We start from the raw sequence: 12,659 nt of genomic DNA on the forward strand, positions 1-12,659 counted from the left end.
CCTTCGTCCATTGATGTTTTCCTTAGAATTACGGGTGCAAAAGTAAGGCTCTTGCGGCTATTTTGTCCTCTCTTCTCCTTTTTTCCCGGAAGTCTTAACCTTGGCGGTGGGCTGAGTGGCTATATGATTTGATTTTTTCCCTGATCGATTATTTGCTTTTTCCCTTGAAATCAGGTTCTCGCGAAGTATGAAAGAGACGCAATGATCGTAAAATCGGATACAATAAAATATTCATTGCGGTCTTCCCGAGAAACCTTAAGTTCTTTACTTGACGTTTCTGTTTTTTCATCTGAAATACAGATCAGCATTTTTTTCGCCCAACTACAACCAGAATAATTCCCACTATAATGGTGGGTAACCAAAGCATGAAAGAGAACATGCCAATTTTACTGACAACAGGATTTATGTTTCCCCGGTAGGTAAACACTGAAGCTCCTATAATAAACATGAACACTGCTAAGATGCTTATTCCAATTCCCAATTTACGAGTGCTTGTCATAGGTGTGAATCCCGGTTGTTATTAATCCAGTTCCAATTGTTCCCTGATTTGGTTAAGAATCTCAATGTCTCTTTTTCTTATTTCTCCTTCACGGTTGGGCGGACAGTTTAGGATCAGGATATTGTCCTGTGCCGTGGCAACTTTGTACATTTCAACCAGTTCATCGACGGGTTTAAAAACGGTATCCGTGGTGTTATAAAACCATCGCTGGCTAATGCAAACCGTAGATTCCCAGGGCATGTAATATTCGTTTCCGTTGTGGGTAAAAATCTTGGGGTCATTTTCTTCCGGTAAATAGGGGTCTCCCAATCTAAAATCGCTTGGGAAATACCGAATCGGGTAACCCTCTTTCTGGTCTTTGGGTAACACGGGGTGATGATCGGGATCTTCCGGAAGCCCAATGGACCAGTTGATACCCACCTGGCAGTCCGGTTCTCTCGATTTTATGGTTTGGTAAATTTCGTTCAAGGGCCACCGGTGATTGGCTTTGGTCCAGCCACCATCAAACCAGAACTCGACAACCTCCGTATGTTTTTCCGAAATATCCAGCAGTTCGTTTAGCTGGTTGATCATGTATGCATTGTAGGCACTGTCCAATGATTCATTGCCAACATCTCCGTTGATATTCCGGTCCCACAACGAATAATACAAGCCTAAACCTACGTCGTGTTTTTTGCAGGCTTTGGCTACTGCTTCAACCACGTTGGTGGTATTGCCCGAATTTGCCACATCGTATTCGGTATATTTACTGTCCCACAGGCAAAATCCGTCGTGGTGTTTGGTAATTAAAATAACATATTTCATCCCTGCGTTCTTGGCTGTTTCAATCCACTGTTCAGCGTTAATTGCCGAAGGGGTATAAGATGACGCGGGCAATGAACCGTCCGTCCATTCCATATCGTGAAAGGTGTTAATCCCAAAATGAATAAACATGCCGTATTTGCGTTCAATCTGTTTTAACTGGGCCTTGCCGGGTTTAGTCGACGGTACGGGAAGAATTTCTTTGGGGGTATTTGTACACGAGAAAAACAGGTTTCCGATAATTAGTAGTGCCAGTAAATTTTTCATAGCGATGGTTTAGCTTAATCTTTGCGTTTATGGAAGTGTAAATTACACTTATTTTGCGATTGTCGGTACCTGCGAGGGTTTATTATCTGTGACTTTTGCGACGACAGAACAGCTTGCAAGCCCGCGCCGGCAGGTTGTTAAGTGCAATTCATTCACTCTTGTAGTATTTTTTTGTCCACGGGCATTGTACCACGCATTGAAAACAAGTAGTGCATAAAAATACGTCAACTATTTTTTCACGTGCTATTCCGCATTCCCAGTTTTTTCCTTTCAGGGCATTTACCCCGCAAATTCTTGTGCAGATGTTACAGTCGCCACAGCGCGAAAGCAGGGGCTCCTGCCAGGTCGAGGGCAGGGGGGCATTGGTGAGTACCGAACACATGCTGACGGCACTTCCGTATTCTTTGGTCACCAACAGGTTGTGCTTTCCTATCCAGCCCAGGCCCGCTAAACCAGCGATGGTTTTATGCGGCAAAGGGGTGGTCCGGTTTTCGTGGTCGTAATACCCCGTTTTCTGAATGTTGTCCTCCGATTGCGAATAGGCTTTGTATCCTTTCAACTCCAGGAACTGTTGAATACGGTCGGCTATTCGATCCGTTTTAAGTTCGGTTAAATGAAACTCGTCCTGCCCGATGGTGCCCTTGCTTTTCATTTGTTCCACGTAATCGGGGGCTGCGGCTACTTTTCGGAGGTAAGCTTTGGTCAGCGCGATTCCTATTAAAATGGCCGTTGGAAATTCTTTGTTTTGCTGTGGGTTTAGATGCGAAATATCGACAAAACGAACAAAACCGGCTCCCTGCGATTGTATCTCGGCCAAAAGTTCTTCCTTAAAAATGCTTGTCTCCATCGTGTTTTGCCTATCTGTAGGTGGTTTAAAAAAAACTTATGTTGTAACAATGCCACAAGGTACAATTTTGCAGTTGCGAAGGAATGATATTCTGCATTGTAGTATCGTTTAAGCTGATTAATTTTGGTGCCGGGGAAGTGTTGGAAGCGGAACAAAAGCCTTGGGGGTTTTCCGGTAAAAAAAACGACGGACTAAAAACTGAAATCAACAACTATTCCTTAACTTCTGCTTATGACAACAAATCAATCGACTGCTGCCGGTATCGACTTTACACAACGCAATGTGGGCATTGACCTTTTCAGGGCTCTTACCATGTTTGTAATGATTTTTGTAAACGATTTCTGGAAAATTCACGATGTGCCGAAATGGCTGGAGCATGCCAAATGGGGAGAGGACTTTATGGGGCTCGCCGATGTGGTTTTTCCCTGTTTCCTGTTTGTGGTGGGAATGTCGATTCCCTTTGCCATCGAACGCCGGTACATGAAGGGATTTTCGGTTGAATCCACCATCGGGCACATTCTTTCGCGTACCCTGGCGCTGCTGATTATGGGGGCTTTTATTACCAACTCAGAGGCCCGGTTGTCGCCCAATGTAGCCTACCCAATCGGTGTTTACTTTATTCTGATGGTGGTGGCTTTTGTACTGATCTGGAACCAATATCCCCGCACAAACAACCGGAAAATGAAAATCCTGATTCAGGTTCTAAAACTAATTGGGCTGGGCATATTGCTTTACCTGGCCATTACTTACCGAAGTCCGAAGGAAAAAGTATTTGGTGCCCACTGGGGCATATTGGGAGCCATCGGCTGGACCTACCTGGTGTGCTCTTTTATTTACCTGCTTTGCCGCAAAAACATAAAATACCTGGCACTTGCCTGGGGCGTATTTGTGCTGATTTGTATGCTCGGAACAAAAATGAACGAGCATTGGGGTGCAAGCGCTATCCTGTCGTTCCCGCGGCCTAATTTTTACAACGACTTTTTGGCGATCCTTCACATTGGCAACGGAGCACTTCCTGCCTTTACCATGGGCGGTGTTCTCCTTTCGCTGCTGGCGACTAAATATGCCGGTTGGCGGCCCGAAAAGAAAGTGTTGTACAGTTTTGTGCTGGCTGCCGTGCTGCTGGCTGCCGGCATTGTTGCGCGCCGGTTCTGGATTCTGGCAAAACTGGGGGCAACTCCCACCTGGGTGTTTTATGTGTCGGCCATTTCGGTACTTACCTATGCCTTGCTAAACTGGATGGCAGAAAAAGGAAAGTCCGGGTGGTTGGATGTCATTAAGCCCGCCGGAACCGCCACGCTAACCTGCTACCTGGTGCCCTATGTGTCGTACGGTTTTGCCGATATTACCGGCATTGTATTACCCGACTGGTTGACCCATGGTTTTATGGGTATTGTAAATTGTCTTTGTTTTGCATTTTTTATTATCGGGGTAACTTACCTGCTCGGAAAAATAAATATTAAACTGAAAATCTAAAGGAATGGTGGTAACTTGTTCCATCATATGCCTTTAACAACAAGCAATTTTAATACGATGAAAAAACTAAACTATCTGATTTTATTGTTCGCGGTGGTTGTTATCGCTGCCTGTTCGGGAGAAAAGGCGGAAAAAACAACCGACTACCCGCTGTTCTGGACCTGGCTCGATTACCGCGCCGGAATAAACTTCGATTCTGTTTGTAACATTATGAGTGAAACCGGTATCGATGGGGTAATGCTGAATGCTCCTACTCCCGACGATTACCGCGAGGCCATCCCCATTGCCCAAAAGTACGGCATCGAGGTATATGCCTGGTTGTGGACCATGAACCTGGAGCACGACCGCGAAACGGTTTTAAAAGAGCATCCCGAGTGGTTTAGTGTCAACCGGAAAGGGGAGAGCCTGGCCGATTCCATCGCCTATGTGGGTTACTACAAATTTATGTGTCCGGCCTTGCCCGAGGTGCGCGAGTACATTCGCAAAAAAATAGTTGCCTACTGCGAGGTGGAGGGGTTGAATGGGATTGCCATAGATTATCACCGTTTTGTAGATGTGGTGCTGCCAACCTCGTTGTGGGCAAAATACGGCATCGTTCAGGATGTTGAATACCCGGAGTTTGATTATGGATACCATCCAGAAATGATTCGTTTGTTCAAGGAGAAATTTGGTTACGATCCGCGGGAACAGGAAGATCCGTCGGCCGACGTCAAATGGCGCCAATTCCGCTGCGACCAGATTACCGAAGTGGCCAATATGATTGCCGAAACCGTACATTCCTACAACAAGGTAATGGCAGCTTCGCCGTTCCCAACTCCCGCCATGTCGCGCCGTATGGTTCGCCAGGACTGGGGAAAATGGAACCTCGACATTGTCTTCCCAATGGTGTACCGGAACTTTTATACAGGCGATGTAAGTTTTGTTTCGGATTGTACCAACGAAAATGTACGCGATAAAAACCCGAATACCACGTTGTATTGCGGCTTAATGGCTTCCGACGGGCCGGTGTTGTTCGATTGCATGGATGCCGCATTAAACAACGGTGCCCGGGGGATTGCCATTTTTACCGTACAAAGCCTGCGCACACCCGAACTCAGGCAACAATTTAAGGCCTATACCGACAGCGTAAGAGCATTGCGTGCTTCGCCGGATTATACGCCTGCCACCACGCCGCGTGACCAGGTAATTAACGATCCGTTCCAGAAAGAGGGGATTATGAAGGCCGTTAAGTTGCATATTCAGGCCAATATTAGTATGGCCAACGCATCGGTTTTGCCCGAATTGCAGGACATCGATCCGCAAATGCTGAAAAGTATGATGCAGCGTACGGTCAGCAATACTCCCGAAGAGCTAATCGGGTACCTGAACGCTTCTACCCGCTGGCGTAAGGACCTGGCTCCGGCCATCGATGCCATTGTTCAGCAGTTTGAAACCGACACAAAAGAGGGAGGCATCAAGTTGGGCGAGTTTAAAAAGGTAAACCAGCGCGATGTAACAACTTACTACCAGGTAAGCGAAGAAAACAGCCAGGTGGTGTTTGATGTGGCCTTTTACATGTACGGAGGTATTCTTTCGGGCTGGAGTGTAAAGCCTGAGGAAGAATCGTACAACCAATACATATCGGGGCTGAAGTAATACCGAACCAACCAAAAATAAACAGATAAAACAGGCGCTGTAGGAAGGGGAATATTCCCGGATTACAGCGCCCGTTTTTAGAATGGATGGTGCCGGGGATGTATGAACCGGGATGTTTTGAGAATTTCTGTTGGTAGAAAATGATGTTTGTTACTTCCGGTTTCAGAATAGAAAATATCTTTGTTTTTCAAATCCGGAGTAAAAAAGGCGGTACCATGGAAGTATTTATCAATTACTTGCAAAAATACATTTCGTTAAGCGAAAGCGAGATTGAGACGATTAAAGAAAATGTTTATTTAGAACATGTTCCCGCAAAAACGTTTATTCTTCGGGCCGGAGAAACATGCAAACGCCTTGGTTTTATTACAAACGGTGTGATACGAATGTTTTTTTACGATACGGAAGGAAATGAAGTTGTACGTTGTTTCCACAATGAGAACCATTTTTTTGGAGACCTATCCAGTTATCAGAACAATACAATTTCCGATCAGTACATACAAGCCGTAACCGATTGCTCCATCGTTTTCTTTAACCGCGAAAACGACCATCATTTATACAAAACACTGGAGAAGTGGCCGCTTTTAATCCGGAAATTTACCGAGAAGGCTTTTGTTCAGAAAATCGATCGAAGCACCAACCTGATTCATGCCGACGCCAAAACAAAATACCTTCACTTTTTAACCCAACATGCCGATATCGCACAGCGCGTAGCCCTTGGCGATATTGCCTCGTACCTGGGAATTGCACAACAATCGCTTAGCCGGATACGGAAAAATATGACCCTGTAATTGCTTTTTAACAAATGTGAAAAATTACCCCCGTCTTTTATCTGACTTTTGCCCTTGTATTAATTCTAAAAGTAAAACGAATGAAAGCAAGAAAAAAATGTTTGGTAACCGGGGCCAACGGCCATTTGGGAAATAACCTGGTAAAAGAACTTACAAAACAAGGTTACGAGGTTCGGGCAAGTGTGCGCAATCTTAAAAACAAGGCACCTTTTGAAGGGGTGGACTGCGAAGTGGTTTACGCCGATATCACCGATAAAAATTCGCTCTTGGCTGCGATGAAAGATATTGATGTGTTGTTTCATGTGGCTGCGGTATTTAAACACTGGGCGCCTGATGCCGAAAAGGAAATTCTTGAACCTAATATTCTGGGAACCCGGAATGTACTTGAAGCAGCTGCCGAAATGAATATCAGAAAAACTATCCTGGTGAGTTCCATTGCTGCAATCGACCACCGCGTTGCTCCGATGAACGAAAAAGAGTGGGCAAAAGACTTCCCGAATCCCTACTACGAAGCCAAACAAAAAGCCGAACAACTGGCCTGGAAGATGGCCGAAGATTTAAAACTTGAGCTGATTACGGTTCTGCCTTCGTCGATGATCGGGCCTGATATTTACGGGCGTTTAACTCCCAGCATGAATGTGATGCGTAGTATTGTAAAAGGCGATTTGCCTTTTGATCCCGCTTTTTGCCTGAACTTCGTGGATGTAAAGGACGTGGCAAAGGGTATTGTGCTGGCCGAACAAAACGGAAAACCGGGGAACCGCTACATTCTGGCAACCGAACCCTCGGTATCAACCACTGATTTGGTGCAGATTGCCAAGCAACTGTATCCGGAAATGGGAGTGGCCCCTGTATTGCCAAAAGAGCAACTGCTCGCCATTGCTGAGAAAATGGAGGCTGAAAGTAAAATTACAGGCGAAGCCCCTTTGTTGCTGGTAGGAAATGTTGAACATTATTACCAGGCTGATGCCCGAATGGATATTGGCAAAGCCCGAAATGAACTGGGGTATCAGCCACGGGAAATTGAAGAGGTGATTGTTGAAACGTTTCATTACCTGAAAAACATCAACATTGAATAGACAAAATAAATAATACCTGAAAGATGTTTGGGTACCGGCTATGTGGTACACTTCCTTATCGACAAGGTGGTGTACCCGGCCCCCCGCTCTCGTGCGATTGTATCGCGTAGTTTGAAAAAGAATTATGTGTTGTAACAATGCCACACTGCAATCGTACGGAGCGAAGGGGTGTCGGTTCTAAATCTTCCTTCTTAAAAAATCATACCTTTTTTCCGGTTGCTATCTATTTCCTTTCGCTTCTCTTCCCAGAACTTTCTCCGCATGTCTTTTTTTACCGATTTAATAAACTCGGGAGTAATGTTTAAATCGAAGTTTGAAATATTTACGGAATCACCCATCGAAGCCTTGTGGGGAAATGCTTCAAAGTTGGCTGAGTCCTTTTCGGAAACAGCACTAAAGTAGCTGGACAGTTTCTCTACCTGCTCCTTTTGCAGTAATATTTCATCCTTACTGATTGGAATATTTATCGCTTCGGTGCCGCCGGAGATTCCTTCGAGGGTAAACAGATCTTTGTTTTGGCGGATAATCACATAATCGATACTGTCGCCCAAGTAGTCGCTAAAAAGAAAATACTTCCTGATTTCAAGCTTGTCGATGGTATCGCCCACCGCCGGGTGAAGTTCATATACCTGGCTTTGAGCCGAAAGAGTCAGGCTGCAAAGCGTCAAAATAATTAGGGTTAAAATTCTATTCACGTCTATCGTATTTTATGGGTGTAAGGTATGCAAGTGTGTAGCCATCGTGGATTTGTAAAACCTTGCTGCCCGCGCTCCCGCGCGGATTTTAGATGCAATCGTGCGGGAGCAAAAGTCGGGAGCGATTTCATGAGCGGTGGTTTTGTTTTTTTAGTTTTTCCGAAGATAAAAAGAAAAAGCATGAGCGCTTTGCTTAACCATACAAAATCATGGTAATTCCTTCAAAAAGAGTGGTTCGGCAGTGCTGTAGCGGCTTTCGGGCAGAGGGTAAGGGTTTCCGTACTTTGGGGAGAAGAGCTATCCCCATGGTTGGCAGCCAAATCCTTTAGGTATTTTCGATACCAACCTTAGTTGATGCTAATCCGGAATAAGTTGATAACTAAACAGAACGAGTTGATTCGATACCAACCTTGGTTGATAACTGAAACCCCGCTCCCGCGCGATTGCATCGCCTGGGTTCCTTCCTCCCTCTGCTGCAAAACATATTGCCCGCCGCGCAACCTTTTATTATTTTTAAACATCTGTTAATCAAGCAAACTAAAACTACCAACCATGAAAAATGACCCGTAGCACCACCAGAAATTAAAACAGAAAATGATGCGCTAAGCAGTTCCAAACTGCTAAGCGTGTAGAACCAAACCTCTATGCTCTCCTTCAGGTTAACTGCCGTTACCCTGAATACGAAAATCTACTTTGTACTATATTCCTCACTACTAAATACATTAAACATGAAATCAAAAAAATTAAAACGATTTATCCCTTTACTGCTTTTACTACCGCTTTGTGTGGTTTTTCTGGGAGCAGGCTGTGAAAAAGAAAATGAAGACCTTGGTCCTGGTATTTCTATATATAAAACCAGAGGAGATTATTTTAATCTGGTTGATATAGGGATGAAAGGAGATGAAATATACAGGACCAATAGTTTCTGGAATGCTAGATATAGTTCCTATCATTTTATAAAATTTATAAATGGCGACACGCTCTATACCCAAAGATACCATTTGGGAAACGGTTATATTTTAGACACAGAGGCAGATGAAAGATATGATGTTTTTATTGACATGACTCACAAAGAGCATCTGAGAAGAGAAATTATAAATTTCGAGAATGGAATTGGCGTTGCTGTTCCAGATGACACATTATTTAAATACATTTTAGATAAAGACCCTTACACCGAATTTTACAGGAACAAAACAGGAATAAAACGGTTTAGACTGTCTGATTCCCTGGAAATAAAACAAATACTATTAGATGGAGAGATCGATAAATATTTTGAGAAAATGAAATAGTTATTATGAAAAAAAACAATATTAACCTTACTTACATTAACAATCTTTCTTTGTATCACCTACGGACCCCGCTCCCGCGCGATTGCATCGCGTGGTTTGAAAAAGATTCCTGACTTATAGTAATTCTAAAGCATTGCATCCTGTTAAAATGAGCCGCAATTACAAATTTCATAATCCTGACGGTGTATATTTTGTAAGCTTCGCCGTTGTTGAATGGTTAGATGTTTTTACCAGGAATGAATACAAAACCATTTTGGTTGACAGTTTGCGTTATTGTCAACTCAAAAAAGGAATGGAAATTTTTGCGTGGTGCATTATGAGTAACCACATGCATCTGATCTTTCGCAGCGCCAGCGAACAAAAGCCAGAATTGTTGCTGGGCGATTTTAAACGGTTCAGCAGTAAGGCTGTGCTCAGAGCCATTGCCCGTAATCCTCAGGAAAGCAGGAAAGACTTTTTGTTGAATACGTTTTCAGAAGCAGGAATTAAAGCTTCCAACGTAAAAATATATCAATTCTGGCAACACGATAATAAACCGATCGAGCTGTGGAGCAATAAAGTAATCGACGAAAAAATAAACTACATCCATCAAAATCCGGTAGAGGAAGGGCTGGTTTTCAGAGCCGAAGATTATCGGTATAGCAGCGCTGCAGATTATGCCGGCGAGAAAGGTATTTTAGAGGATGTTATTGTTGTGAAATAATGCCACACGATGCAATCGTGCGGCAGCAAGGGACTACCGGAACCTTCCGAAAAGCAAAAGAGAACTGAAAACAAGCCGCCGGAACGTTCCGAAAACCTGAACCCGCAGAAGAACAAGCTTTCGGGAATGTCCGAAACCCAGCCCCGGCCAAAGTTGAAACTTTCGGAGCTTCCCGCTCAGCTGTTTTTACCCCGGTTCGGGCTTTCGGGAACTTCCGAAACACCGAAACCGATCGCGGGCAGCCTTTCGGGGCTTCCCGAAAACGATCCCGCCACTCAAAACAAGCAGCCGGTTAAAGGCTGTACATCATAACTCAACTAATATTAATCAAACAAAAACAAGCGATTATGGAAATTCAAAAAATTGATTTGAGCCGTTTGCGCAACGAAGAACACTACAGTTTTCACAACGAAGCGACCGACCTGGTTGTCAGGTTTACTGCCGAAGCGCTGGGCATTCAGCGGCTTTACCCGGCTTACGAAGCCGCCTTTGCCACCGAGGGCGAAGTGCTTAACCTCTTGCAGAAAAGTCTGTTCACCGGCCCCATTGCCGATGCCGATGCCGACCGCGACCTGTTGGCCCGCGGGTTAAAAGACACGGTAAAAGGCGCCGAAAAACATTTTAACCCCGCAGTGGCCGAAGCCGCCCGCCGCATCACCATTTTGCTCGATAGCGCGGGGAACATCGCAGACAAAGGCTACAACGAAGAAACCGCGGCCATAAAAGCCCTGGTAAACGACCTCGAAAACCAGCATGCAGCCGATGTGGCCACACTGGGCATTGCCGACTGGGTAAGCGAACTGAAGAACCGAAACGCGGCCTTTGAAACCCTGCTCGACGAACGCTACACCGAAGAAGCGGACAAAAACCCTCTGAAAATGAAAGAGGCCCGCAAACAGATCGATGCCGCCTATCGAGACCTGACCAACCTGCTTGATGCGCTGGTATTGGTAAACGGCCCCGAAGCCTACGAAGGTTTTATTAAGGAGCTGAACAAGCGCGTTGAGAAATACAACAACACAGTGGAGCAGCGCAAAGGCCGTAGCAAAAAAGATGAGCCGGAAGTGATTTAGTACCTTTCGCTAAGCTTTTCCAAAGTTTGAACTTTGGAAAAGATCGAATCTAAAAGAGCCGCTTTTTCAAGTAAAGAACGGCTCTTTTTGCAAATGCCCCAAAACAACATTGTTAATAGCACATTACCAAAGCCCCGGAAAGGGGTCCTTGATTCGCAGAACTGTTTCATTGTTGTATCTTTGCCCACAATGAATTGCAAAAACATTAAAAGTCACGAAAGAAGAAACGAGAGGGTATTTACTGCCTTCAACTTGGTTTTCCGAAATCAGCTCGATAAATTCATTCCTCCGGGCTGCTAATCTTCCCCTGCTTTTATTTCCCCCCTTCCGTTTTTTATTAATCTACTAGTATTATTTTATGGTTTTAAAACTTAAAATGGTATTGCTGTTTATGGCAATGCCGGTTCTTTCATTGTTTGCCCAGGACAAGCCTGAGCTTCATGTTGGCGGGGCGCTCCGCTTTAATTACAACCTGTCGTCGTGGAAAGAAGGACAGAAAAAACGCGGCGGCGATTTTGGCTACGATGTTTTTCGTATCAACGCCAAAGCCAAATACAAAGGCGTAAAACTCAATGCTGAATACCGTTTGTATTCCGAAGGTTTTGGCGGAGGAATGCTAAAACAAGGCTGGCTGGGCTACGACTTTACGCCCGAAAACAACCTTCAAATCGGGTTAACACAAGTTCCGTTTGGCATTACCCAGTACAATTCGCACAACTGGTTTTTCAGCCTGAACTATTACATGGGTTTGGAAGACGACCACGACATGGGACTGAAATACACACACAACGGCGAAGAATGGCTGTATGCGGTGGCTTTCTTTAAAAATGCCGAAGAACTGGGCTTCGGAAGCAATTCCGATGTTTCCGGCAGCCGGTATTCGTACGATGTGGGTTCATCGGGCGACGGGCTGTACCGCAACAAGGAGATCAACCAGCTGAACCTGAAAGTGGCGCGTAAATTCGAGGGCAACAACAGCCACCACATACTGGGAGTTTCGGCTCAATACGGTGGTATTTACAACCTCGACACCGAGAACACCGGCGACCATTGGGCCTTGGCAGGCCATTACGAATTAACTGCCGGAAGATGGAACGCAAAAGCACAGGCTTCGAAATACAAGTACAATACTGAAAATCCGACTGGTCAAACAAACGATGTAATTGCCATGACAGCCTACGGTGCGCCTTACCTGGTTGCCGCTGAAGCCACCACTTACACGCTGGGCGTGGCTTATACGCTTCCGGTTGAGTGGGGCCCCATTTCGAGCCTGCAATTTTACGACGACTTCGGGTATATGGACAAAAAGATGGACGATTTTCATGACTCTTACATGAACGTAACCGGCGTTTTAATTACGGCCGGTAATGTTTATACCTACATAGACGCTGCACAGGGGAAAAACCAGCCGTGGCTTGGCCCCGTGTGGACCGACGCACTGGCTGCCGGAACACCGGATGCCGACTGGGAAATGCGCTTTAACATCAATATCGGGTACTACTTTTAA

The 12,659-nt window shown here is 45.1% G+C and carries 12 protein-coding genes; 9 read left to right on the top strand and 3 right to left on the bottom strand.

Translation table 11 applies throughout. The features are described 5' to 3' along the window. Positions 1 to 520: 520 nt before the first annotated feature. Both D1614_RS05350 and D1614_RS05355 read right to left on the bottom strand, forming a co-directional pair. Positions 521 to 1,567 (bottom strand): alpha-L-fucosidase, encoded by a 1,047-nt coding sequence (locus D1614_RS05350; RefSeq protein WP_119436860.1) that lies wholly within the window; start codon positions 1,565 to 1,567, stop codon positions 521 to 523. 148 nt (positions 1,568 to 1,715) lie between these two features. Then, positions 1,716 to 2,414: an epoxyqueuosine reductase gene (locus D1614_RS05355; protein WP_119436861.1), complete on the bottom strand. Its 699-nt coding sequence runs from the start codon at positions 2,412 to 2,414 to the stop codon at positions 1,716 to 1,718. 231 nt (positions 2,415 to 2,645) lie between these two features. On the opposite strand from D1614_RS05355, the gene D1614_RS05360 reads away from it, so the two are divergent. The 4 genes from D1614_RS05360 to D1614_RS05375 all read left to right on the top strand — a co-directional run bounded on the left by D1614_RS05360 (position 2,646) and on the right by D1614_RS05375 (position 7,392). Further along, positions 2,646 to 3,890: a DUF5009 domain-containing protein gene (locus tag D1614_RS05360; protein ID WP_119436862.1), complete on the top strand. Its 1,245-nt coding sequence runs from the start codon at positions 2,646 to 2,648 to the stop codon at positions 3,888 to 3,890. A 57-nt stretch (positions 3,891 to 3,947) separates the two neighbouring features. Further along, a complete protein-coding gene (locus tag D1614_RS05365; protein WP_119436863.1) occupies positions 3,948 to 5,525 on the top strand; it encodes a family 10 glycosylhydrolase in 1,578 nt (525 codons plus the stop codon). A gap of 215 nt (positions 5,526 to 5,740) precedes the next feature. Then, entirely contained in the window at positions 5,741 to 6,313 is a 573-nt protein-coding gene (locus tag D1614_RS05370) for a Crp/Fnr family transcriptional regulator (protein ID WP_162304420.1), read from the top strand. An 80-nt stretch (positions 6,314 to 6,393) separates the two neighbouring features. Beyond that, a complete protein-coding gene (locus D1614_RS05375; RefSeq protein ID WP_119436865.1) occupies positions 6,394 to 7,392 on the top strand; it encodes an NAD-dependent epimerase/dehydratase family protein in 999 nt (332 codons plus the stop codon). Between the two features lie 191 nt (positions 7,393 to 7,583). Here D1614_RS05375 and D1614_RS05380 read toward each other — a convergent pair whose 3' ends face one another. Then, on the bottom strand, positions 7,584 to 8,087 hold the full coding sequence (locus tag D1614_RS05380) for a hypothetical protein (RefSeq protein ID WP_147384032.1): 504 nt from the start codon (positions 8,085 to 8,087) through the stop codon (positions 7,584 to 7,586). Between the two features lie 728 nt (positions 8,088 to 8,815). Between D1614_RS05380 and D1614_RS05385 the strand changes: the two genes are divergently transcribed. From D1614_RS05385 to D1614_RS05410, 5 genes are all read left to right on the top strand, one after another. After that, positions 8,816 to 9,376 carry a hypothetical protein gene (locus D1614_RS05385; protein ID WP_119436867.1) on the top strand — a complete coding sequence of 187 codons (561 nt, stop codon included), beginning with the start codon at positions 8,816 to 8,818 and terminating at the stop codon, positions 9,374 to 9,376. Positions 9,377 to 9,524: 148 nt separating this feature from the next. Next, positions 9,525 to 10,079, top strand: coding sequence for an REP-associated tyrosine transposase (locus tag D1614_RS05390; protein WP_119436868.1), 555 nt, complete (start codon positions 9,525 to 9,527; stop codon positions 10,077 to 10,079). 9 nt (positions 10,080 to 10,088) lie between these two features. Then, on the top strand, positions 10,089 to 10,391 hold the full coding sequence (locus D1614_RS05395) for a hypothetical protein (RefSeq protein WP_119436869.1): 303 nt from the start codon (positions 10,089 to 10,091) through the stop codon (positions 10,389 to 10,391). A gap of 35 nt (positions 10,392 to 10,426) precedes the next feature. After that, on the top strand, positions 10,427 to 11,152 hold the full coding sequence (locus D1614_RS05400; RefSeq protein ID WP_119436870.1) for a DUF6261 family protein: 726 nt from the start codon (positions 10,427 to 10,429) through the stop codon (positions 11,150 to 11,152). 376 nt (positions 11,153 to 11,528) lie between these two features. Further along, on the top strand, positions 11,529 to 12,659 hold the full coding sequence (locus D1614_RS05410; RefSeq protein WP_119436923.1) for a porin family protein: 1,131 nt from the start codon (positions 11,529 to 11,531) through the stop codon (positions 12,657 to 12,659).

The sequence above is a fragment of the Maribellus luteus genome, assembly GCF_003576475.1.
GTDB classification, from domain to species: domain Bacteria; phylum Bacteroidota; class Bacteroidia; order Bacteroidales; family Prolixibacteraceae; genus Draconibacterium; species Draconibacterium luteum.

Bases quoted from the DNA above. Each gene is read 5' to 3' on its own strand.
- D1614_RS05350 (WP_119436860.1), bottom strand. From the start codon at position 1,567: ATGAAAAATTTACTGGCACTACTAATTATCGGAAACCTGTTTTTCTCG.
- D1614_RS05355 (WP_119436861.1), bottom strand. From the start codon at position 2,414: ATGGAGACAAGCATTTTTAAGGAAGAACTTTTGGCCGAGATACAATCG.
- D1614_RS05360 (WP_119436862.1), top strand. From the start codon at position 2,646: ATGACAACAAATCAATCGACTGCTGCCGGTATCGACTTTACACAACGC.
- D1614_RS05365 (WP_119436863.1), top strand. From the start codon at position 3,948: ATGAAAAAACTAAACTATCTGATTTTATTGTTCGCGGTGGTTGTTATC.
- D1614_RS05370 (WP_162304420.1), top strand. From the start codon at position 5,741: ATGGAAGTATTTATCAATTACTTGCAAAAATACATTTCGTTAAGCGAA.
- D1614_RS05375 (WP_119436865.1), top strand. From the start codon at position 6,394: ATGAAAGCAAGAAAAAAATGTTTGGTAACCGGGGCCAACGGCCATTTG.
- D1614_RS05385 (WP_119436867.1), top strand. From the start codon at position 8,816: ATGAAATCAAAAAAATTAAAACGATTTATCCCTTTACTGCTTTTACTA.
- D1614_RS05390 (WP_119436868.1), top strand. From the start codon at position 9,525: ATGAGCCGCAATTACAAATTTCATAATCCTGACGGTGTATATTTTGTA.
- D1614_RS05395 (WP_119436869.1), top strand. From the start codon at position 10,089: ATGCAATCGTGCGGCAGCAAGGGACTACCGGAACCTTCCGAAAAGCAA.
- D1614_RS05400 (WP_119436870.1), top strand. From the start codon at position 10,427: ATGGAAATTCAAAAAATTGATTTGAGCCGTTTGCGCAACGAAGAACAC.
- D1614_RS05410 (WP_119436923.1), top strand. From the start codon at position 11,529: ATGGTATTGCTGTTTATGGCAATGCCGGTTCTTTCATTGTTTGCCCAG.